Below are 22,513 nucleotides of genomic sequence, written 5' to 3' on the forward strand. Positions count from 1 at the left end.
AGCGTTTCAATGACAACACGGTTCTGGAATGATAAAATAGTGGTGCTCATCAAGGTCCTTCTTTCTAATGGATTGTGTGGTAACACCATTAAAGACCTTGATGGATTTTTCTGTCCACTTAAATGTTCAACTTAAATTTTACAATCTGCCATTTACAAAACTTTTACATTTGTCCGGTCAAATATTTACATTGGTCTAATACAATGGTATTTGAAGATTCAAGGAGGAATTGAGATGCGAAAACGGACGATTGTAAAACTGTTACTGTGTTTGGTGATAATTGTGGCTGGAATTGGCGCTTACAATGCCCGCAGCAAGACATCAACCAATCAACAGTCAATCACGGCTGTTGGTTCGACCGCGCTCCAACCACTAGTTGAAGCTGCCAGCGAACAATATTCGGCTGACCACGCCGGCATTTTTATTAACGTTCAGGGTGGTGGATCTGGAACTGGGTTGAGTCAAATTGAATCCGGAGCCGTTCAGATGGGAAATTCTGATTTATTTGCCGAATAAAAAGCCGGCATTAATCCCCGTGGTTTGGTGGACCATAAAATTGCCGTTGTCGGCGTCGCACCCATTACAAACGACCGGGTTGGAATCAACAACCTGACGACTGCCCAGTTAATTGCGATTTTTACCGGTAAATATACCAATTGGCAGCAACTTGGTGGCCCCAATCTCCCCATTACACTGATTAATCGGTCTCAAGGAAGCGGGACACGGGTAACCTTTGAGCAATATGGGCTCAAAGGCCATGAAAGCGCAACTGCTCAGGAGCAGGATTCGTCTGGAACCGTGCGCCAGATTGTCTCATCGACGCCGGGAGCAATCAGTTACGTTTCGTTCGGCTACTTTAATAAGAGTATCCATCCACTCAGTGTCGATGGTATCAAGCCAACTGAACAAAATGTGATGGACAATAAGTGGAAGATCTGGTCTTACGAGCATATTTATACTCGCGGGAACCCCACTGGGTTAACTAAAAAGTTCTTGACCTATCTGAAAAATGATCATATTCAAACGACCCTCTTTAACAAACTAGGTTACATTTCTGTGAAAGATATGCATTATCAGAGAACCTGGCAGGGTAAAATTACCAAAGGATCGGGGGAATAATCGTGCAAAATCAAAAATTAGCCAAAAAACTTATGAAAAAGTCCAAAACTGCCCGCTATGAACGATTCGGCCACTTGCTGAGCCTTTCGGCACTCCTTTTGATTATGGCAATTGTGTTGGGGATTATCGTCTTCGTTGCCAGTAAGGGACTGGCGACCTTTTTCAAAGACGGAATTTCGGTTAAAGATTTCTTCACTGGCACCTTATGGAACCCCGGTACCAAGACACCCGGCGGCCATCAAGCAGTTGGTGCATTACCAATGATTGTCGGATCATTTCTTGTGACAATCCTTGCAGCGCTGCTGGCAACGCCATTTGCCATCGGGACAGCAGTGTATATGACCGAAATTTCTCCCAAACGTGGGGCTAAAATTCTCCAACCGGTCACTGAACTGCTGGTCGGAATTCCCTCGGTTGTTTACGGCTTTATTGGTCTCTCAGTCGTGGTTCCCTTTGTCCGCAACACATTCGGCGGCAGTGGCTTTGGTATTCTTTCCGGTACCTTCGTCTTGTTCGTAATGATTTTACCAACGATTGTTTCGATGACTGTTGATTCGCTCAGGGGGGGTTCCAGGTTCTACCGCCAAGCCTCGCTCGCTTTAGGAGCAACTAAGTGGCAGACCATTTGGAAGGTGGTCCTAAGAGCCGCCACCCCTGGGATTTTGACCGCGGTTGTTTTTGGAATGGCCCGGGCCTTTGGTGAGGCATTGGCCGTTCAAATGGTGATTGGCAATGCCGCGCTGATGCCACAGAACCTGACGTCACCTGCCTCAACGTTGACTTCTGTTCTGACTGCAGGAATGGGCAACACCGTTATGGGGTCGCTGCAAAATGACGCACTCTGGTCATTGGCACTTGTTCTGTTAGTCATGTCACTGTTGTTTAATTTATTGGTTCACATGATTGGTCGGAAAGGGGCGTTTAAAAAATGAATCGAACACAAAAACAAAGCCGATTTGCGATTGCCTGTCTAAAAGCTGTTGCAGGATTTGTGGTGGTCATCCTGGCGTTTCTAATTGGCTATATTTTCATTACTGGCCTGCCAAATATTAGCTGGCATTTCTTGACTTCGCCGGCCAAGGCGTTTAATGCCGGCGGCGGGATTGGAATTCAATTGTTTAATTCCTTCTACCTGTTGGTGTTAGCGATGTTGATTTCCTTGCCAATTGCACTTGGAGCGGCGATTTATCTCAATGTATACGCTAAAGATAACTGGTTTACTTCGATGATCAAAACGTCAATCGAAATTTTAAGTTCACTGCCTTCCGTTGTGGTTGGACTGTTCGGGTTCTTGTTGTTTGTCGTTCAATTCAACTATGGCTTCTCAATCATTTCGGGGGCCTTAACGTTGACTATTTTCAACTTACCGCTGCTAACCAGAAACATTGAAGATTCGCTCTCAAATGTTCCCGATGATCAGCGTCAAGGGGGTCTGGGGTTAGGACTTTCCAAATATGAAACAATTATCCACATTGTCGTCCCAGCCTCGTTACCCGGAATCATCAGTGGGATTATTCTCTGTTCCGGCCGGGTGTTTGGTGAAGCGGCTGCGTTAATTTATACCGCTGGTCAAAGTGCGCCGGCACTGAACTTTGCTGACTGGAATCCATTTAACATCGATAGTCCACTTTCGCCACTGCGTCCAGCAGAAACGTTGGCTGTTCACATTTGGAAAATCAATTCCGAGGGGATCATGCCTGATTTGACCCAAGTTTCCTCTGGCTCAGCGGCGGTTTTAGTCCTGGCAATTTTAATTTTCAACTTGTCGGCACGGTTCATTGGTCGGAAGGTATTTGAACGAATGACTTCAGTAAAGTAGGTGGGAGAAATTGCAAAACACAACTGAATTAAACAACAAGCCCAAGCGGTTTATTTATGATTTCAATCCTGAAGAAACTGATATTACGATGCAGACCAAGGATTTGGAAATTTATTACGGCAAGACTTTAGCAATGCACAACGCTGATTTGAAGTTTCAGAAGAACACAATTACTGCCTTGATCGGGCCTTCTGGGTCAGGAAAATCCACCTTTTTACGGGCACTGAACCGGATGAATGATGGCGTCGCCACCGTAAAGGGCGAAATCCTTTATCAAGGCGTTAATATCAACCAGCCGAAGATCGATGTTTATGAAGTCAGGCGGCGGATTGGGATGGTCTTTCAGCGACCGAATCCCTTTGCCAAATCAATCTACGATAACGTCACTTTTGCCTTACAGCGACGAGGGATTCACGATAAGAAGACTTTGGACCGGGTCGTCGAGACGACTTTAAAACAGGCAGCCGTTTGGGATCAGGTCAAAGACAGCTTAAACAAAAGTGCCCTTTCATTGTCGGGTGGTCAGGCTCAAAGGGTTTGTATTGCACGTGCCTTGGCTGTCCGACCAGACGTCTTACTATTGGACGAGCCGGCCAGTGCACTTGACCCGGTTTCAACACAACAGCTTGAAGCAACCTTACGTGAACTCAAAAAAGATTATACAATTATCATCGTGACCCACAATATGCAGCAGGCTGCCAGATTAAGCGACTACACGGTCTTCTTCAATATGGGTGAGGCGATTGAATACAACAAAACCAGAAAGGTCTTTACGCGGCCTAAAGTCCAAATGACGGACGATTATGTATCGGGAAACTTTGGTTAGGAGGAATCATAATGGCAGAGCCAATTATTTCAGCAGACAACTTGGATTTATTCTATGATGAGTTTCAGGCACTTCATGGCATTCATTTGGATTTTTCGCCTAACCAAATTTCTGCGCTGATCGGCCCATCAGGCTGTGGAAAGTCAACATTTCTTCGTTGCTTGAATCGAATGAACGACATGATTGATGGGGTCACAATCACCGGAACGGTTCAATTTCACGGCAAAAATATTTATTCTCCGCAAACAAATTTGGTAGAATTGAGAAAATCAATTGGGATGGTGTTTCAACAGCCCAACCCATTTCCATTTTCAGTCTATGATAATATTACTTATGGCCTACGAATTGCTGGGCTTCGCGATAAGCAAAAGTTGGATGAAATTGTTGAACGGAGCTTAAAGCAGGCTGCTGTGTGGGATGAAGTTAAAGACAATTTGTACGATAATGCTTTATCGTTTTCCGGCGGTCAGCAACAGCGAATTTGTATCAGCCGGTCACTGGAGACTTGAGAGAAGTGGTTGGTATCCTAAAAGCAGTCACTGATTTGGAGCGTGCCGGTGATCATGCCAGAAACGTCGCTCGCTCGGTCGTTGATATTAAAGGCAAGCAGCGAATTGCCGAGGTCGAAGCCATTATTGCCACCATGGCTCGAGAAGTCAGTGAACAATACGACGATTCAATTGAATCATACGGTGATGCGGATCAGGACAAGGCAAAACGCACTGCCCAACAGTATGATGAAAAGCTCGACCAACTCTATAATGATATTGCTTCCCCCAGCTACCAGGCAATGGCCAAGGATCCAGAGATTGTCAGTTCGGCAATCATCTATTTAAACGTTGCCAAAGATTTAGGTCGAATTAGTGACTACAGCACGAACATTTGTGAATGGACGGTTTATTTGGCCACTGGAAAAATTATTGAATTAAATTAAGAATGATTGATTTTTTGCACTGCATACTTGATTGCAGTGCCTTTTTTAGATAATCTTAAGCTAGAAGTTTTATTGTGGAGGCATGAAGATGAATAGTCATAAAAAATTGCGGCGTTCGACTTCGAATCGGGTCATTTCCGGCGTTCTTGGCGGGATTTCCGAGTATCTGGGCTGGAACGCTGTCTTAGTTCGAATCTTGTATGCGGTATTGGCATTTACGCCAGGGATCAACATTATTGCAATCATTGGTTATATCATTATGATGTTCACAATTCCAAGTGATACTCCTGGAACCGGATCGGCCTTTGATCAATTTAAATCCACTTTATCCGGCGGAACTTCTAGTGACAAATCCAGAAAGGTCATTCATAACGTTGAAGAAAAAGACGTTCATGATGACCAGAAAAGGGGTCAATAAGTGAGATTTTTAACCAATGTGTTGGTCGATACGATCTTGTTCGTTGCAATCAGCGGCTTTTTCCCAGCCAACTTTTACGTTGCCAGTGTGGGAATTGCCTTCGTGGCCGCAGTTGTTTTAGCCGTCTTAAATTGGCTGGTGCGGCCGATTATTACGATCTTGTCTTTGCCGATTAACCTGTTGACACTGGGGCTATTCACATTTGTGATTAACGGGCTGATGCTTGAGCTCACGGCGACGATCGTTGGGGCAAACTTCAGATTCTCATCATTTTGGGTGGCAATTGGGGTTGCCATTTTGATGTCTGCGGTCAGCTGGATTATCGCTGAATATTTCCGTAAGCCATAAGGACTTGTCTGGCTCAAAGTGATAAACTTATATTGATTAATTGAGGAGGGATGTTCTTGACTGAAAGTGTAACGGTTGCTGATTTGGTTAAAAACGCCAGGCTGGATGTTTATTACGGGAAGGAATACCTTGAAGAAAGGACCATTTCGACCGCTGATATTTCCAGGCCGGGCCTTGAATTAACCGGGTTCTTTAATTATTACCCCGTCAAACGAATTCAGCTGCTGGGAATTACTGAAATTTCATATTCCAAGGGAATGTCACACGTTGAGCTTCTCGACGTGATGAAACAGATGTGTCAACCGCAGACACCGGCATTTGTGGTGTCTACCCAGTTGGATCCACCCGAGGAATTGCTGGAGGCTGCAAAAGAACAGCACATTCCCGTCCTTGGTTCTAAGCTGACCACGTCCAGGGTTCTCAGTAACATGACGAATTATCTCGACGACAAATTAGCGGAACGAAAGTCGCTTCACGGGGTATTGGTTGATGTTTATGGATTAGGCATTCTCATCACTGGTGACAGCGGGATCGGTAAAAGTGAAACGGCGTTGGAGTTGGTCAAACGTGGCCACCGCCTAATAGCAGACGATCGGGTTGAAGTTTACCAGCAAGATGAACAGACTTTGATGGGAACCGCTCCTGCCATTCTTCGACACTTGCTAGAAATTCGTGGAATTGGGATTATTGATGTTATGACCTTGTTTGGTGCCGGTGCTGTCAGAAGCCAGACCAAGGTTGCCCTAATTATCCATTTAGCTAACTACACGAAGGAAGCCAAGTTTGATCGCTTGGGTAATGGCACACAGAACGTGCATATTTTCGACGTGGATGTGCCGAAGATTACGATTCCAGTTCGAACTGGTCGAAATTTGGCGATCATCATTGAAGCCGCAGCAATGAACTTTCGTGCTCAAAGCATGGGGTATGATGCGACTGAGACCTTTGACCGCAACTTGAACAATTTGATCAAGGTCAACAGCAAAAACGACGAAAAGCACAAGGAAGAACAGGAACACCTTGAGGAGAAAAATAAAGATCTCATCGATGATCGTAGCAAGGATTCAGATAAACAATAGGAGATCGTTATTTTGACAAATTTATTAAGTTTAGCCCTCAACCCGATCGCCTTTAACCTGGGTCCAATTGAAGTCCATTGGTATGGGATTATCATTGCCAGTGGCGTGATCCTGGCCGTTTGGCTGGCGGTTTCCGAAGGCGACAAACGGGGGATTAAGTCTGACGACATTTACGACATGATTTTATGGGCACTACCCGCTGCTTTGATTTGTGCCCGATTGTACTATGTCATTTTTCAGTGGTCCTACTATAAAGATAACCCTGGCGAAATTATCAAAATCTGGGACGGCGGCATTGCAATCTATGGTTCCTTAATTGGGGCGATGATTGTGGTGATTCTGTTTTGCCGCCATCGCTTTATTCCAGTTTGGCTGATGCTGGATGTTGCCGCACCAACCGTTATTTTGGCACAATCAATTGGGCGCTGGGGTAACTTTATGAACCAGGAAGCCTTTGGGCAGGTGACGTCTTTGAGCTTTTTGACCGGACTGCATTTGCCACACTTCATCATTACCCAGATGTATATTAGCGGCGCGTATCGGCAACCGACATTTCTTTACGAGTCACTTTGGAGTTTTCTAGGCTTTTTGGTGCTCATCAGCTTGAGGCACAATCCTCGGTTATTTAAACGCGGTGAGGTCTTTTTGACGTATGTCATGTGGTATTCATTTGGCCGGTTCTTTGTTGAAGGGATGCGAACAGACAGCCTGATGCTTGGTGGCCTGAGGGTATCACAGATGCTTTCAATTGTTTTATTTGTCGGCGCGATTGGGCTGATGATTTACCGTCGGCGAAAGGCTCATAATCCCTGGTATTTAGACGGGGCCAAATTAACGGTTAATTGATCATTTATTAATAAAGGAGATTTATCATGGCTAAAAAAGTTGCAGTGCTTGGTGCAGGTTCTTGGGGAAGTGTTCTTGCCAGTTTATTGGACGAGAATGGGTCAGACGTCAAATTATGGTCGTACAATCCTACCCAGGTTAAGGAGCTTAACGAACAGCATACCAACACAAAATACATCAAGAATTTCACGTTCGCAGATTCACTGGTCGCCACCAATGATTTGAAGGACGCAATCGATGGTGTTGATTACATTTTATTCGTGGTTCCGACTCAGGTAACCCGTTCAGTTGCCAAACAAGTTGCAGAAATTTTGGCCAACCGGAATAAAAAAGTGAATATTATTCACGCTTCAAAGGGAATTGAAGAAAAAACCTACTTAAGATTATCTCAGGTTCTGGCGCAAGAAATTGATCCAAAGAATCGTAAATCCATTTCGGTGCTTTCCGGTCCCAGCCAAGCAGAAGATGTGGTCACCCATGATATTACCTTAGTTACGGTCGCCAGTGATAGTGCTCAAGCTGCCACAGAAATTCAGGGCTTGTTTATGAACAACTATTTCCGGGTTTATACCAGTGACGACGTCATCGGTGTTGAAATTGGGGCTGCATTGAAGAATATCATTGCTTTGGGAGCTGGTGCTTTATATGGATTAGGATACAAAGACAACGCCAAAGCCGCGTTGATGACCCGGGGGTTAGCCGAGATTTCCCGTCTTGGAACTTCGTTTGGGGCCAACCCACTGACCTTTATCGGTCTATCAGGCGTCGGCGACATTATTGTAACCGCCACCAGTACCAACTCCCGTAACTGGCGGGCTGGAAATGAATTAGGCAAGGGCCACTCTTTGGATGAAGTCATTAATAACATGGGAATGGTCATTGAAGGGATTGCGACCACTCGCGCCGCTTATGAACTTTCTAAAAAGCGCGGGGTTGAGATGCCAATTACTTCAGCTATTTATCATGTTTTATATGACCATGCTGATATTAAAGAAACGATTAACCAACTGATGACCAGAGAAGGCCGTTCAGAGATTGAATAACTCAGAGAAGGTGATGCTCACTATGACCAGAAAAGTAACCAAAGCAGTGATTCCAGCTGCCGGCTTAGGAACTAGATTTTTACCAGAAACCAAGGCCTTACCAAAGGAAATGCTCCCGATTGTGGATACCCCTACCATTCAATTTATTGTTGAAGAGGCTAAACAGGCGGGGATTAAAGATATCGTCATCGTCATTGGTAAAGGTAAACGCTCAATTGAAGACCACTTTGACTCCAATCCAGAGTTGGAAATGAACTTGGAGGAGCGGCATAAGAACGACATTCTTGAAACCATTCGTAAGACTAACGACATGAATATTTACTTTATCCGCCAATCTCACCCCCGTGGGTTGGGGGATGCCATTTACACTGCCAGAAGCTTTATTAGCAACGAACCATTTGTGGTGATGCTCGGCGATGATGTCATGCAGGATAAGGTTCCGCTGACCAAGCAGTTGATGGAAAGTTATCAACAGACTGGTGCCTCAACATTGGCGGTGAAGAAGGTTGCCCATAAAGATATCTCCAAGTACGGTGTAATCGATCCTTCTGAAGAGGTCCGCCCCGGGTTGTTCAACGTTAAAAAATTCGTTGAAAAGCCGTCACCGGAGAAGGCGCCAAGTGACTTGGCAATTATTGGCCGTTACTTGCTGACACCGGAAATCTTTGGTATTTTGGAAAACGCCAAACCGGATCAAACCGGTGAAATTCAACTGACTTCGGCAATCGACACGTTGAACCAGACTCAGCGGGTCTTTGCCCACGAATTTAAGGGTCAACGATTCGATACCGGTAATAAATTGAGCTGGCTTAAAACTAATATCATCTTTGGTCTGCGTCATCCAGAAATTTCCGACGGCTTGCGGGCCTATTTGAAAGATTTAGGCGCCCAATTAACTGAAGAAGATAAAAAGAAGTAAGTGTATCTGCTGGACAGACTTACTTTTTCATAGTAAATTAACCTGTAAGTTAAATTTGGTAATTAAAGGGAGGATCCATATGGCTAAACAATATGATGTCGTGATTATTGGTGCCGGCCCTGGTGGTATGACGGCTGCTCTGTATGCTTCGAGAGCCAACCTGTCAGTTGCCATGATTGACCGGGGCATTTATGGTGGCCAGATGAACAACACAGCCGCCATTGAGAACTATCCGGGTTTTAAATCAATCATGGGTCCAGATCTTGCTCAAAATATGTATGACAGTTCAATCAACTTCGGTGCTGAATACGTATATGGAACGGTCAGTGCCATGGAAGACCATGGTGACTATAAGCTTGTTAAGACTGATGAAGACGAAATCGAAGCCAAAGTGGTGATTATTGCCACTGGTTCCGAATATAAAAAGTTAGGGATCCCCGGCGAACACGAATACGGTGGCAAAGGGGTTTCGTACTGTGCAGTTTGTGACGGTGCCTTCTTTAAGAACAAGGAAGTCGTTGTTGTCGGTGGCGGGGACTCTGCCATTGAAGAAGCGACTTACCTTGCTGGAATTGTTGACCACGTGACGGTTATTCACCGGCGTGACCAACTGCGTGCCCAAAAAGTGATTCAAGACCGGGCATTTGCCAACGATAAAATTGATTTTGTTTGGAATTCCAACGTCACAGAAGTTTTGGGTGACGATAATAAAGTCACTGGCGTCAAAGTGCTTAACAATCAGACCCATGAAGAATCGGTTCTTGAGACTTCTGGTGTCTTCATCTATGTTGGTTTGCTGCCAATGACAGATGCCTTTAAAGATCTGAATATTACCAATGATGACGGTTGGATTGAAACCAACGATCAGATGGAAACATCGATTCCTGGTGTTTATGCAATCGGTGATGTTCGTCAAAAAGACCTGCGTCAGATTGCAACAGCAGTTGGCGAAGGTGGAATTGCCGGTCAACAAGCGTTTAAGTACGTTGAATCATTGGCCGATACATCAAAGTCGAGTGTTTCAGAACACTAATTCAATCATTAATTCAAGGAGGCCGCGTACAAACTATTGGTTTGTTCACGGCTCTTTTTGCGAAGAAAGGCCAGGAAATTATCGATGGGAATGCATCAGTATTTGGAAAGTTTAGACGAGTTGGAGTTGATTAACCGGGCACCTGGGTACTTTAAGTTCGAGCAGCATTCTGTTGCTGCGCATTCATTTAAGGTGGCTGAGATTGCTCAATTTTTAGGAGATGTCGAGGAAAATGCCGGTCAGACGGTTGACTGGCGTGGGTTGTACGAAAAAGCGCTCAACTACGACTATACTGAACGGTTTATCGGTGACATTAAAACACCGGTCAAATATGCCACACCAAAGCTAAGATCGATGTTGGCTGATGTGGACGACAAATTGACTGAAAATTTTGTTCAAAACGAAATCCCGGATGAATTTCAAGATGCATACCGGCGTCGTTTATCAGAAGGCAAGGATGATAGCTTGGAAGGCCGAATTTTAGCAGTTGCTGATAAGGTTGATTTACTGTATGAATCATTTGGCGAAATTCAGAAAGGAAATCCTGAGGAAGTCTATCCTGAAATGTATAAAGAAAGTCTTTCGACCATGCTTGCCTATCGTGATATGCACTGTGTCCAGTACGTTTTGACCAAAGTTATCCCCGATATGCTGGCGGAAAACTTTACCACTCAGGATAAATTGAGAAGGCTAACCCGAAAAGTTTTGAAAAAGGAAGATAATTCCAAGTGATAACGATTGGCGAAAGTATGTTCGTATGGTAAAATAGCGTTGGTTAGTGGGCTGAAACAAAATATGATTTTGCTTGCAGCCCTTTTATGTTGTGTCATTTTGGCTTAGAGGGGGATTTAAATTGATTGAACGTGTTGCGGATCATAAATTTGATCTAGTATCCAAATACAAACCAACGGGTGATCAGCCCGATGCCATCAAGAAGTTGGTTGCGGGCATTAATGGTGGCAAAAAAGCCCAAATTTTAAAGGGTGCCACCGGAACTGGGAAGACGTTTACCATTTCCAATGTGATTGCCCAAGTCAACAAGCCAACGTTGGTATTGTCGCATAATAAAACCTTAGCCGGTCAATTGTATGGTGAATTTAAGGAGTTCTTCCCCCACAATGCTGTTGAGTATTTTGTTAGTTATTATGATTATTACCAACCAGAGGCATACGTGCCATCCAGTGATACTTATATTGAAAAGGATTCATCGATTAATGATGAAATTGACCAACTGCGGCACTCAGCAACCAGTTCATTACTGGAACGCAATGACGTGATTGTGGTTGCATCGGTCTCCTCAATCTTTGGGTTAGGTGATCCATCCGAGTATCGCAATCACGTGGTTTCACTGCGAGTTGGGCAGACAATTGAGCGGGATCATTTTCTTCGTCAGTTAGTTGATATTCAGTATGATCGTAACGATATTGATTTTCAGCGTGGGCGCTTTCGTGTTCACGGGGATGTCGTCGAAGTCTTTCCAGCGTCTTGGGATGAGCATGCGTTTCGGATTGAGTTTTTTGGCGACGAAATTGATCGAATTCGAGAAGTTGACACCTTGACCGGTGAAGTGATCGGCGATCGTGATCATATTGCGATCTTTCCGGCGACCCACTTCTTGACCAGTGACGACGTAATGAATGTTGCTTTACCAGAGATTCAAGATGAGATGGATAAGCAGGTTGCCAAATTTGAAAAAGAAGGAAAATTACTGGAGGCTCAACGTCTGAAGCAGCGGACCACTTACGACATCGAAATGATGCGTGAAATGGGCTATACCAGTGGGATTGAGAATTATTCACGGTTCATGGACCGACGAAAGCCAGGACAGCCGCCATTTACGCTGCTCGATTTCTTCCCTGATGATTTCTTGCTGGTCGTCGACGAGTCTCACCAGACCATGCCACAAATCCGGGGGATGTATAATGGTGACCAAGCTCGAAAACAACAGTTGGTCAATTACGGTTTCCGGCTCCCAAGCGCGCTGGACAACCGGCCATTGACACTGAGTGAATTTGAGCAGCACGTCCATCAAGTGGTTTACATGTCGGCAACCCCAGGACCGTATGAGATGGATCAGACCAAAGATGTTGTCAATCAAGTTATTCGGCCAACCGGTCTATTGGACCCAACAATTGACGTTCGGCCAATCATGGGCCAGATGGATGATTTGGTTGGTGAAATTAATAAGCGCGTTGATAAGCACGAACGGGTCTTTGTGACAACCTTGACCAAGAAAATGGCTGAAGATTTAACCGATTATTTGAAAGATCTGGGAATTAAAGTGAAGTATCTGCATTCCGATATTAAGACCCTTGAACGAACTCAAATTATTCGCGACTTGCGGTTGGGGAAGTTTGACGTTTTGGTCGGTATCAACCTGTTGCGGGAAGGAATTGACGTCCCCGAAGTCTCTTTGGTAGCGATTTTGGACGCCGATAAGGAAGGTTTCCTGCGTAACGAACGTTCGTTGATTCAAACGATCGGTCGAGCATCCCGGAATGAACATGGGGCGGTGATTATGTACGCTGACAGCGTGACTGATTCGATGAAGGCCGCAATTGATGAAACTGCGCATCGACGGGCCATTCAGATTGCTTATAACAAGGCGCATGGGATTACGCCAACCACAATTGTCAAACCAATTCGCAATTTGATCTCAATTACCAAGGGGTCAGATGATTCCGGTGAAAAGGATGACTTTGTCGAAAGTGATTTTGAACAAATGAGTCAAAAAGACCAAAAGGATATGCTGGCTCGCCTGACTGAGGAGATGCGTGACGCAGCCAAGAAGCTTGATTTTGAGCAGGCGGCAACGTTGCGTGATACAATTATTGAATTAAAGGGTCAAACGAGTAAGTAATCTAAAGGAGATTATGCATATTGGCAATGGATAAAATCGTCATTCGTGGGGCACGTGCCCACAACTTAAAAAATGTGAATGTGACAATTCCAAAAGACAAATTGGTTGTCATGACAGGCTTATCGGGCTCGGGGAAAAGCTCATTAGCTTTCGACACACTTTATGCGGAAGGCCAACGGCGATACGTTGAAAGTCTGTCCTCGTATGCACGCCAATTTTTAGGCCAAATGGACAAGCCTGACGTTGATTCAATTGATGGCTTGAGCCCTGCTATTTCGATTGACCAAAAAACAACTTCCAAAAATCCACGGTCAACAGTCGGGACGGTCACTGAAATTAATGATTATTTTCGACTCCTGTGGGCAAGAGTGGGGGTGCCGATCTGTCCTAATGATGGTTCTGTGATTTCCAGTCAATCGGTTGATCAAATGATTGACCAGGTCATGAAGCTGCCTGAAAGAACCAAATTGCAGATTCTATCGCCAATTGTGCGCGGAAAAAAAGGCCAACATAAGAAGATTTTTGAGAAGATCAAACGTGAGGGCTTCGTTCGAGTTCAGGTTGATGGTGAAACCTACGATATTGATGAAGCTCCGGAATTAGACAAAAATAGGAGTCATTACATTAACATTATTATCGACCGAATTATTGTTAAAGATGGCATTAATAACCGATTGTCAGATTCATTGGAGGCTGCTCTGAGACTTAGTGGCGGCTACGCAGTGGCTGATTTTCTGGGAGAGCGAGATCCGCTGATGTTTTCGGAACACTATGCCTGTCCAATTTGTGGCTTTACGGTGGGCGAACTCGAACCACGGTTGTTTTCATTTAACTCACCGTTAGGCGCTTGTCCTGATTGTGATGGCTTGGGCATGAAGCTGGAAGTCGATGAAGATTTGGTCGTCCCCGATCGGACCAAGACCTTGGCTGAGGGTGCTTTGGCTCCTTGGAATTCTGCTGGTTCCAAATGGTATCCGAACATGCTCAAACAGGTTTGTGATGCCGAGGGGATTGATATGGACGTCCCGTTTAATAAACTACCGAAGAAGCAGCAGAACTTTGTGTTGTATGGTTCAAAAACCCAATCATTTCATTTTGTCCTCCAAAGCGACTTTGGTGGCATCCGTGACGTAGACGGACCGTTTGAAGGGGTTGTTAACAATGTTGAACGACGCTATCACAACACTAGTAGTGACTTTACCAGGGATAATTTAAATCAGTACATGACTGAACTCACCTGTCAGACTTGTCATGGCTATCGGCTTAACCGCCAGGCCCTGGCTGTTAAGGTTGGCAAGAATAACATTGCACAAATCTCTGCACTTGATGTGACAGCTGAATTGAACTTTTTCAAGTCGCTCTCATTTGGTGAACAGGACACAATGATTGCCAAACCGATTATCAAAGAAATCACCGACCGACTGACCTTTTTAAGAAACGTTGGTTTGGATTATTTGACGTTATCGCGTTCTGCGCGAACCTTATCAGGTGGTGAGGCTCAGCGAATTCGGCTGGCAACGCAAATTGGATCAAACCTGACCGGTGTCTTGTATATTCTTGATGAACCGTCAATTGGCTTACACCAACGCGATAATGACCGACTAATTGCTTCACTCAAGAAAATGCGGGACTTAGGGAACACCCTAATTGTAGTGGAACATGATGAAGATACCATGCGGGCCGCTGATTATATCGTCGATATCGGTCCGGGAGCTGGTCAGCAGGGCGGTCGGGTAATGGCCGTCGGGACACCCGAAGATATTGAAAAAGTCCCGGAATCTATCACGGGTCAATATCTATCCGGTAAACGGTTTATTCCAGTTCCGGACAAACGTCGCAAGGGAAACGGCAAGAAGATTCGTGTAACGGGTGCATCCGAGAACAACCTCAAAAATTTGACGGTTGATTTTCCACTTGGCAAAATGGTTGTGGTTACTGGCGTTTCCGGGTCCGGCAAATCGACTCTGGTAAACGATATTTTGAAAAAGGCTTTGGCACAGAAGCTCAACCATAATTCTGAGAAACCAGGCAAGTACAAATCAATTTCCGGCTATAAAAATGTTGAAAAGATTATCGATATTGATCAAACGCCAATCGGTCGAACGCCACGTTCCAACCCGGCAACTTATACCGGTGTGTTTGACGATATTCGCGGTTTATTTGCTAACACCAACGATGCCAAACTCCGTGGCTTCAAAAAGGGTCGGTTTAGTTTCAATGTCAAAGGCGGCCGTTGTGAGACTTGTCACGGCGATGGTATTCTGAAGATTGAAATGAATTTTCTGCCTGATGTTTACGTTCCTTGTGAAGTTTGTCATGGCAAGCGTTACAATGCCGAGACCCTTGAGGTTGAATATAAAGGCAAGAACATTGCCGATGTGTTGGATATGACTGTTGACGAAGCTGTGGACTTTTTCAGTGCCATCCCCAAAATCTCGCGTAAGCTTCAAACAATTAAAGACGTTGGTTTGGGATATGTTCATTTGGGTCAGCCGGCGACAACCTTGTCAGGTGGTGAAGCCCAACGAATGAAGCTGGCTTCTGAGCTGCACAAGAAGGCCAGTGGCCAGAATTTCTACATTCTCGATGAACCAACCACCGGGCTTCATAGTGAGGACATCCGCCGCTTATTAGGTGTCCTTCAGAAACTGGTTGATCAGGGTAATACTGTTTTGATTATTGAGCATAACTTGGATGTCGTTAAGAGTGCTGACTACCTGATTGATTTGGGACCAGAAGGTGGCGATGGCGGCGGTACAGTCGTTGCGACCGGTACGCCCGAGCAATTGGTGAAAGTGCCTGAAAGTTACACCGGCCAGTATCTAAAACCGGTTCTTGAGAGGGATAAAAATCTGACCAAGCAGGCTGAAAAGCAGACTGTTAAAGTAAGTAAATAGTTGTATGGGGCCATTTCAATGAATTGATTGGAAATGGCTTTTTTCTTGCCTAAATTGCCAGCCAGATAACGCCAATTCCCACTGAGAAGCGAATCAATGTGGGCATAGGTGTTTCGATCGTTCACATGACACACCCGGTATGTTATACTAGTGAAAGTTCGTTATACGAAAGGAAATCATTATGGCTGTTAACAACCAATTCGTCATCATCACCGGAATGAGTGGTGCCGGTAAGACCGTTGCGATGCAAAGCTTTGAAGACTTAGGATATTTTTGCGTCGATAATATGCCACCAACATTACTGCCTAAATTTAAAGAATTGATCCGTATGGAAAGAGACATTAATAAGATTGCCTTAGTAATGGATCTAAGGTCGCAAGTTTTTTATGATGAAATCATTGATATGTTTAACGATTTGAAGAAAAACGACGACAATAACGTCGATATTATTTTTCTTGATTCGTCCGATCAAAAACTAGTTTCCCGCTATAAGGAGACTCGCCGAGCCCATCCGCTTGCGCGAAACGGGCGGGTCATCGACGGGATTAAAAAGGAGCGCGAACTCCTGGCTAACGTTAAGCAAGCGGCCGACCTAGTTGTCGACACCACGAATATGGCGCCCCGTCGATTGCGCGAAGAAGTCTTTCATAACTTTGAATCAACCGATGAAACGCATACTTTCCACGTGGAAGTTATGTCATTCGGATTCAAATACGGCCTACCATTGGATGCCGACATTGTAATGGATGTCCGATTTTTGCCGAATCCGTACTATGATGCCAAAATGCGTTATAAAACTGGCCTCGACAAATCGGTACGCGATTACGTGATGCATTCCAAGGGAGCAGAAGAATTTTATCAAAAGTTGTTGGATATGATGGTTTTCACGCTCCCAGGCTATCAAAAGGAAGGTAAGGCCAGCTTGACCGTCGCCATCGGCTGTACCGGCGGCCAACACCGATCGGTTGCGATCGCCCAGCAGTTGGCGACTGATTTGAAAGATCAATATCCGGTTAACGTCACTCATCGAGACATTGACCGGCACAAGACAAAGGAGGGTAACTGATGCTTGATGCACTTCATACGCACCAACCGCGGATTGTCGTGATTGGTGGGGGAACTGGCCTGCCAGTTATCCTCAAAAATTTACGAAACCGCCACGTCGATATTACCGCGATCGTCACCGTTGCCGATGATGGTGGCTCTTCTGGTATCCTAAGAAACTATATTAACGTTGTTCCACCTGGTGATATTCGAAACGTGATGGTGGCATTGTCAGAAATGCCAGAATTATATCTGGAGTTGTTTCAATACCGATTTAGAAGTTCCGACCAATTCTTTGCCGGTCATGCTTTGGGTAATTTGATTATTGCGGCCCTTTCTGAAATGAAAGGTGGCATTTTCGACTCCGTGCAAATATTGAGTGAAATGCTCAAAGTTGACGGCCATATCTATCCGGCTGCCAACGAGCCCCTGGAGTTGAACGCTGAATTTAGTGATGGAACGACATTGAGCGGAGAATCTGAAATTACCGCTGCCGGCAAGCTCATCAAGCGCGTTTGGGTGGAGACGACTGACGATTCCCACAAACCAGAAGCGGTTCACCAAGTGATTGATGCAATTATGAATGCTGATCAAATTGTGTTGGGTCCCGGGAGTTTGTTCACCAGCATTCTGCCTAATTTAATGATTGAAAATGTTGGCGAGGCCTTACGACAAACCAGTGCGGACATCGTTTATATTTGCAACATCATGACACAAAAGGGTGAAACCGAGAACTTTACTGAAGCCGATCACGTTCGCGTCTTGAATCGCCACTTAGGGATGAACTTTATTAATACCGTTTTGGTGAATATTAAAGAAGTGCCCGCCGAGTATATTGATCATCAAAAATGGAATGAAGTTTCCCAACCGGTTAAACATGACTTCGCAGGACTGCGTGCCATGGGCTGTCGGGTCATCTCAGCTGATTTCTTGGAATTGAAGGATCGCGGTGCCTTTCACAACGGACAAGAAGTGGCTGATGAATTGATCAATTTACTTGGTCGTTCATTAGATGATCATAAGTAACCCACGAAATGGAGGGGATCAAATGTCATACGCAAGTGAGGTCAAAAAAGAACTAACTTCTTTGACCGTTCACCGGGATAACGCCAAGGCTGAGTTAATGGCCTTGATTCGAATTAACGGGTCCCTTTCAATATCTAATCATCACTTTGTATTGAACGTTTCATCCGAGAATCCGGCAATTGCCCGGCGGATGTATAAGTTGCTTTCAAAATTTTACGGTATCACCGGTGAACTGAGTGTTCGTCGGAAAATGAAACTTAAAAAAAATAATTTATATATTTTGAGAGTTGAAAATAAAGCAACGCAGCTTCTGGATGATCTGGGGATTTTTGACGGTGCTTCAATTGTTGAACGGGTTCCAAGCCATATGCTGACAGAGGATTCACAGATTCGCTCCTATCTGCGGGGGGCTTTCTTGGCAAGCGGCTCGGTTAATAATCCTGAAACTTCCAGATACCATTTGGAAATCTATTCTTTGTACGAGAATCACAACGAAATGATTGCTGAAATGATGAATAAGTATCATTTAAAGGCCCGAACCACCCAACGTCGAAGCGGCTACATTACCTACCTCAAGGAGGCTGAAAAGATTGCTGACTTTTTGCAGTTGATTGGGGCGACCAGCTCGATGCTGAAATTCGAGGATATCCGAATTGTTCGTGACATGCGGAATTCCGTGAATCGGTTGGTTAATTGTGAAAATGCCAACCTCAATAAGGTCGCGAACGCTGCCAGCAAGCAGATTGAAAACATCAAACTGATCGACGAGATGGTCGGATTGAATAAATTGAACCCCAAACTGGGGCAGGTTGCCAGGGCACGGTTAAAGCATCCCGAAGTGAGTTTGAAAGAGCTTGGAGATCTGGTTGAAGGCGGGCCAATTTCTAAATCTGGCATCAATCACCGATTGAGAAAAATCAATGAATATGCGGGTAAACTGGCACAGGGACTGGCACCCGAAATTTAGGTCCCATCGGCGTCAGGTGTTCAACGGATTAGTGGTCACAAAAAGAGGGTGAGGCAAAAAACTTATCGTCTCACCCGTACTTTATCATTTCGAATGTTCCATAGCAGAAACGTGGGAATTAAAGCAGTTTCCGGCCATATAAGCCAGCAATCCAAATATCCCAAACCCGGGATATTCGGATTGCTGGCTTATATTCTGGAAACTAACCGCTTTAAGTCCCACTCTGTTTTTTGACTTCATTTGCTTACCAACCAAAGGATGAAATTGCTTAACCTTCGCTGACCCTTAAGACACAGGCACCACGAATATCACCCTTGGAAATATACTTCAGAGCCTCATCCGCTTTCGCTAATGGATATTCGGTCACTTCTGGATGAATATTGAGCCTGTCTGCTAGGGTAAGGAATTCTTCACCATCCCGACGGGTATTACTTTCGACACTGGTCAGATTCTTTTCATGAAAAATGTGACTTGGATAGCTCATTTGCGGAATGTCTGTTGAATGGATTCCAGCCATTGCCAACGTGCCACCGGGTTTTAATGCTTCCATGGCTTTTGGAACCACGTCACCAACTGGCGTGTAATTAATTGCTGAATCCAGTTTGACGGGTGGCATATCATAGGTTCCTCTAGCCGAGGCTGCGCCGAGCTGAAGCGCAAATTTCCTGGCATCTTCACCACGGGTTAATACATGGACCTCAATGCCTTGCTTCATCGCAATTTGGGCAGTTAAATGAGCGGAACCGCCGAAGCCATATAGACCCAAAGTGCCGCCTGCTGGAACGTTTGCTCGCTCATAGGCTCGATAGCCAATAATCCCTGCACAAAGGAGTGGTGCGGCTGTCAGTGAGTCAAAACGGGCTGGAATCCGGTATGCAAAGCCCTCAGGGACGGTGACGTATTCAGCGTAGCCCCCGTCATGGTCCCAACCGGTATAAAGCGAGTTGGGACAGAGATTTTCTCTACCGGAGCGGCAATATTCACAAACGCCGCAAGTCCAACGTAACCAAGGAATCCCAATCCGATCGCCTAATTTGAATCGCCGGGTTTCATCACCCATCTGAACAATCCGGCCAACGATTTCATGACCCGGCGTCAAGTGCGCCTTATGAACGGGTAGATCGCCCTCAGTTACATGGAGATCTGTGTGGCAGACTCCACAAGCAATAACCTTCACCAGAACTTCACCACGCTGAGGTTTTGGCACCGGCTTGGTGGTGTACCGTAATGGTGAAACCGCGCCGTTAATCGAACCGGGCTTCACGATTTCCCAAGCTTTCATTTCAGTTGGGATCGATTCATCGGTCGTTTGCGTCACTTGTTCTTTTGTTTGATTGACATCCATATTAATGACCTCGATTCATCAATTGTCATCATTTTAATATTTTAACTAACTTCATCTATATTCTAGTCGGTCAGCCGTCGATTTTCAATTAGGTGGATTTATGTAAAAAAACAACCCTCATGATTGAGAGTTGCTTTTGGAGTAGCCAAGCAATTCGATTCATGAATTGACTTACTGCTTCTCGGAACTGCTGGTCATAATGCCATCCAAAAGTCCATAATCAACAGCTTCTTGGGCGGTGAGATAATTATCACGCTCGGTGTCTTTGTTGACTTTTTCAATTGGTTGACCGGAATTCTCAGCTAAAAGATTATTGATCATCTTACGAGCTTTGAGAATTTCTTCGGCAGCAATTTCAATTTCAGTTTGTTGACCTTGTGCACCACCAGAAGGTTGGTGAATCAAGACTTGGGCATGTGGCAAGGCAAATCGCTTGCCCTTTGCTCCAGAAGAAGCGAGGACAGAGGCCATTGATGCAGCCATTCCCATTACGATTGTTTGAACGTCTGACTTAACAAAGTTCATGGTATCGTAAATTGCCATTCCTGAAGTGATCACACCACCAGGTGAGTTGATGTAGAGGTAAATATCTTTTTCTGAGTCTTGAGCATCCAAGAAAAGTAATTGGGCGATAATCGCATTAGCCATGTCGTCTTCGATGGGGCCTGATAACATGATAATTCGGTCTTTTAGCAAACGTGAATAAATATCATACGCACGTTCACCGCCTGCGGATTGTTCAATGACGGTTGGCACTAAATTCATTCAAGATGCCTCCTTATAGGTTTTATGAAAGATGGCTTAGGCCAAGTTCATGTTAATATGATAGTTTATTGGTCAAAAAAGGTCAAATGTTTTGCTCACATCAAATTATTAATTATTTCAACTGGCTTTTTCCAGCGGCTGATAAAGAAATGCTTATAATAAGAAAGCGGATTCATTCGTGATACAATAAACCTAACCAGCAAATATCGAGTCGGGAGGAAATACTATGAGAACTCATCATATTTCATTGTTAACCAGAGATGCACAACAAAACATTGATTTTTATACCCGGGTTTTGGGGATGCGTCTTGTTAAAAATACGGTTAATCAGGAAAACATTCGCATTCGCCACTTATTTTATGGGGATTATCTTGGAACACCGGGGTCTGTGGTGACCTTTTTTGTGGTGCCATTATTAGGTCATCGAACGGACGGTAAGCATTTCTTTAACAACATCAAGCTTTCGATTCCAACGGGGACAGCTGATTACTGGAAAAAGCGGCTAACCGCTTATTCGGTGGCCGTTCAAGCAATCGATGGCGGCCTTTTGTTTACCGACCCTGATGATGTCGAAGTCAAACTATTGGAGACTTCCGAAGTCCTGACTGATATGCGGGTGGTCCCTGACAACGGGATTCCTGCTGAAAAGCAAATTACTCATTTAATGGGAACGGAGCTACACGTGCCTGATCCGGAAGCCACTAGCGCATTCTTCCATAACTGGTTGGGCATTCCGGTTAACAATAATGTTGTCGAACTAGAAGACGGCCAGTCCATTGAGTTATTTGAAAGTGACCAACAAGATGTTCGCACCCGATTTGGGCGGGGCAGCATTGACCACTTTGCCATCCAAGCGCCAACTAAGGCTGTACTTTTCAAATTCTGGGATGTTGCCAAGCAACAGCATTTGAACATTGAGGAATATGCTGATCGTGGTTGGTTCAAGAGCCTCTATGTGCGTGATCCCGGTGATAATCGGGTCGAAATTGCGACGACGACCCCTGGATTCAGTCTGGAGGAGCCGATCCTCACCATGGGACAGGGCTTGTCACTACCACCAAAGTTTGAGTCGCAGCGTCAAGAAATCATGGCTTTCTATGCTAAAGAAGGCGTCGATTTTACCGAAGGGGTTCGTGAACCAACATCAGTTCCGGATTGATGAGGCCGCGATTCGCTTGTAAATTTGAAAAATGATTCGTCATAAGGCGATTCAAGAATTAGACTT

The 22,513-nt window shown here is 44.9% G+C and carries 20 protein-coding genes and 2 pseudogenes; 20 read left to right on the forward strand and 2 right to left on the reverse strand.

Features of this window, described 5'->3' with window-relative positions; translation table 11 throughout:
* Positions 1 to 234 precede the first annotated feature (234 nt).
* The 19 genes and pseudogenes from LPKJCM_RS01150 (at position 235) to whiA (ending at position 19,178) form a co-directional block, all read left to right on the forward strand.
* Positions 235 to 1,119, forward strand: a pseudogene (locus LPKJCM_RS01150) (phosphate ABC transporter substrate-binding protein PstS family protein).
* 2 nt (positions 1,120 to 1,121) lie between these two features.
* Entirely contained in the window at positions 1,122 to 2,051 is a 930-nt protein-coding gene (gene pstC / locus LPKJCM_RS01155) for a phosphate ABC transporter permease subunit PstC (RefSeq protein WP_057962714.1), read from the forward strand.
* The gene (gene pstA / locus LPKJCM_RS01160; protein ID WP_057962715.1) at positions 2,048 to 2,938 is read left to right on the forward strand and encodes a phosphate ABC transporter permease PstA; all 891 of its coding nucleotides are present in this window, start codon (positions 2,048 to 2,050) and stop codon (positions 2,936 to 2,938) included. The genes pstC and pstA overlap by 4 nt, the downstream gene beginning before the upstream one ends.
* An 88-nt stretch (positions 2,939 to 3,026) precedes the next feature.
* Positions 3,027 to 3,764, forward strand: coding sequence for a phosphate ABC transporter ATP-binding protein PstB (gene pstB, locus LPKJCM_RS01165; protein WP_404819215.1), 738 nt, complete (start codon positions 3,027 to 3,029; stop codon positions 3,762 to 3,764).
* 11 nt (positions 3,765 to 3,775) lie between these two features.
* Positions 3,776 to 4,264, forward strand: a pseudogene (locus LPKJCM_RS01170) (phosphate ABC transporter ATP-binding protein); the annotation flags it as partial.
* 14 nt (positions 4,265 to 4,278) lie between these two features.
* Entirely contained in the window at positions 4,279 to 4,698 is a 420-nt protein-coding gene (locus LPKJCM_RS01175; RefSeq protein ID WP_225364078.1) for a phosphate signaling complex PhoU family protein, read from the forward strand.
* 88 nt (positions 4,699 to 4,786) lie between these two features.
* On the forward strand, positions 4,787 to 5,116 hold the full coding sequence (locus LPKJCM_RS01180) for a PspC domain-containing protein (RefSeq protein ID WP_057962717.1): 330 nt from the start codon (positions 4,787 to 4,789) through the stop codon (positions 5,114 to 5,116).
* Positions 5,117 to 5,464: a phage holin family protein gene (locus LPKJCM_RS01185; RefSeq protein WP_013728136.1), complete on the forward strand. Its 348-nt coding sequence runs from the start codon at positions 5,117 to 5,119 to the stop codon at positions 5,462 to 5,464. It abuts the gene before it with no gap.
* A gap of 56 nt (positions 5,465 to 5,520) precedes the next feature.
* Positions 5,521 to 6,543: an HPr(Ser) kinase/phosphatase gene (gene hprK / locus LPKJCM_RS01190; protein WP_174658995.1), complete on the forward strand. Its 1,023-nt coding sequence runs from the start codon at positions 5,521 to 5,523 to the stop codon at positions 6,541 to 6,543.
* Positions 6,544 to 6,555: 12 nt separating this feature from the next.
* On the forward strand, positions 6,556 to 7,389 hold the full coding sequence (gene lgt / locus LPKJCM_RS01195) for a prolipoprotein diacylglyceryl transferase (RefSeq protein ID WP_404819214.1): 834 nt from the start codon (positions 6,556 to 6,558) through the stop codon (positions 7,387 to 7,389).
* 26 nt (positions 7,390 to 7,415) lie between these two features.
* Positions 7,416 to 8,432 carry an NAD(P)H-dependent glycerol-3-phosphate dehydrogenase gene (locus LPKJCM_RS01200; protein ID WP_057962720.1) on the forward strand — a complete coding sequence of 339 codons (1,017 nt, stop codon included), beginning with the start codon at positions 7,416 to 7,418 and terminating at the stop codon, positions 8,430 to 8,432.
* 22 nt (positions 8,433 to 8,454) lie between these two features.
* Positions 8,455 to 9,351 carry a UTP--glucose-1-phosphate uridylyltransferase GalU gene (gene galU / locus LPKJCM_RS01205; RefSeq protein WP_057962721.1) on the forward strand — a complete coding sequence of 299 codons (897 nt, stop codon included), beginning with the start codon at positions 8,455 to 8,457 and terminating at the stop codon, positions 9,349 to 9,351.
* 79 nt (positions 9,352 to 9,430) lie between these two features.
* Positions 9,431 to 10,384, forward strand: a complete 954-nt coding sequence (trxB, locus tag LPKJCM_RS01210) for a thioredoxin-disulfide reductase (RefSeq protein ID WP_057962722.1) — start codon at positions 9,431 to 9,433, stop codon at positions 10,382 to 10,384.
* A gap of 84 nt (positions 10,385 to 10,468) precedes the next feature.
* A complete protein-coding gene (locus tag LPKJCM_RS01215; RefSeq protein WP_057962723.1) occupies positions 10,469 to 11,116 on the forward strand; it encodes a YfbR-like 5'-deoxynucleotidase in 648 nt (215 codons plus the stop codon).
* 121 nt (positions 11,117 to 11,237) lie between these two features.
* Positions 11,238 to 13,244 (forward strand): excinuclease ABC subunit UvrB, encoded by a 2,007-nt coding sequence (gene uvrB / locus LPKJCM_RS01220; RefSeq protein WP_057962724.1) that lies wholly within the window; start codon positions 11,238 to 11,240, stop codon positions 13,242 to 13,244.
* Positions 13,245 to 13,264: 20 nt separating this feature from the next.
* Entirely contained in the window at positions 13,265 to 16,141 is a 2,877-nt protein-coding gene (gene uvrA / locus LPKJCM_RS01225) for an excinuclease ABC subunit UvrA (RefSeq protein WP_057962725.1), read from the forward strand.
* Between the two features lie 181 nt (positions 16,142 to 16,322).
* Positions 16,323 to 17,207 (forward strand): RNase adapter RapZ, encoded by an 885-nt coding sequence (gene rapZ / locus LPKJCM_RS01230; protein WP_057962726.1) that lies wholly within the window; start codon positions 16,323 to 16,325, stop codon positions 17,205 to 17,207.
* Positions 17,207 to 18,211, forward strand: a complete 1,005-nt coding sequence (mgfK, locus tag LPKJCM_RS01235) for a gluconeogenesis morphogenetic factor MgfK (protein WP_057962727.1) — start codon at positions 17,207 to 17,209, stop codon at positions 18,209 to 18,211. The genes rapZ and mgfK overlap by 1 nt, the downstream gene beginning before the upstream one ends.
* Before the next feature lie 22 nt (positions 18,212 to 18,233).
* The gene (whiA, locus tag LPKJCM_RS01240) at positions 18,234 to 19,178 is read left to right on the forward strand and encodes a DNA-binding protein WhiA (RefSeq protein WP_057962728.1); all 945 of its coding nucleotides are present in this window, start codon (positions 18,234 to 18,236) and stop codon (positions 19,176 to 19,178) included.
* 268 nt (positions 19,179 to 19,446) lie between these two features.
* Here whiA and LPKJCM_RS01245 read toward each other — a convergent pair whose 3' ends face one another.
* Complete coding sequence (locus LPKJCM_RS01245; protein WP_057962729.1) at positions 19,447 to 20,523, reverse strand: zinc-dependent alcohol dehydrogenase family protein; 1,077 nt, start codon at positions 20,521 to 20,523, stop codon at positions 19,447 to 19,449.
* 171 nt (positions 20,524 to 20,694) lie between these two features.
* On the reverse strand, positions 20,695 to 21,288 hold the full coding sequence (locus tag LPKJCM_RS01250; protein WP_057962730.1) for an ATP-dependent Clp protease proteolytic subunit: 594 nt from the start codon (positions 21,286 to 21,288) through the stop codon (positions 20,695 to 20,697).
* Between the two features lie 226 nt (positions 21,289 to 21,514).
* Here LPKJCM_RS01250 and LPKJCM_RS01255 point away from each other — a divergent pair, with 226 nt between their 5' ends.
* Positions 21,515 to 22,447: a VOC family protein gene (locus LPKJCM_RS01255; RefSeq protein WP_057962731.1), complete on the forward strand. Its 933-nt coding sequence runs from the start codon at positions 21,515 to 21,517 to the stop codon at positions 22,445 to 22,447.
* Positions 22,448 to 22,513 lie beyond the last annotated feature (66 nt).

This window comes from Lentilactobacillus parakefiri, assembly GCF_002157585.1.
In the GTDB taxonomy this organism is placed as follows: Bacteria; Bacillota; Bacilli; order Lactobacillales; family Lactobacillaceae; genus Lentilactobacillus; species Lentilactobacillus parakefiri.

Bases quoted from the DNA above. Each gene is read 5' to 3' on its own strand.
- trxB (WP_057962722.1), top strand. From the start codon at position 9,431: ATGGCTAAACAATATGATGTCGTGATTATTGGTGCCGGCCCTGGTGGT.
- galU (WP_057962721.1), top strand. From the start codon at position 8,455: ATGACCAGAAAAGTAACCAAAGCAGTGATTCCAGCTGCCGGCTTAGGA.
- LPKJCM_RS01250 (WP_057962730.1), bottom strand. From the start codon at position 21,288: ATGAATTTAGTGCCAACCGTCATTGAACAATCCGCAGGCGGTGAACGT.
- rapZ (WP_057962726.1), top strand. From the start codon at position 16,323: ATGGCTGTTAACAACCAATTCGTCATCATCACCGGAATGAGTGGTGCC.
- mgfK (WP_057962727.1), top strand. From the start codon at position 17,207: ATGCTTGATGCACTTCATACGCACCAACCGCGGATTGTCGTGATTGGT.
- pstB (WP_404819215.1), top strand. From the start codon at position 3,027: ATGCAGACCAAGGATTTGGAAATTTATTACGGCAAGACTTTAGCAATG.
- whiA (WP_057962728.1), top strand. From the start codon at position 18,234: ATGTCATACGCAAGTGAGGTCAAAAAAGAACTAACTTCTTTGACCGTT.
- pstA (WP_057962715.1), top strand. From the start codon at position 2,048: ATGAATCGAACACAAAAACAAAGCCGATTTGCGATTGCCTGTCTAAAA.
- LPKJCM_RS01245 (WP_057962729.1), bottom strand. From the start codon at position 20,523: ATGGATGTCAATCAAACAAAAGAACAAGTGACGCAAACGACCGATGAA.
- LPKJCM_RS01200 (WP_057962720.1), top strand. From the start codon at position 7,416: ATGGCTAAAAAAGTTGCAGTGCTTGGTGCAGGTTCTTGGGGAAGTGTT.
- LPKJCM_RS01255 (WP_057962731.1), top strand. From the start codon at position 21,515: ATGAGAACTCATCATATTTCATTGTTAACCAGAGATGCACAACAAAAC.
- LPKJCM_RS01180 (WP_057962717.1), top strand. From the start codon at position 4,787: ATGAATAGTCATAAAAAATTGCGGCGTTCGACTTCGAATCGGGTCATT.
- LPKJCM_RS01215 (WP_057962723.1), top strand. From the start codon at position 10,469: ATGGGAATGCATCAGTATTTGGAAAGTTTAGACGAGTTGGAGTTGATT.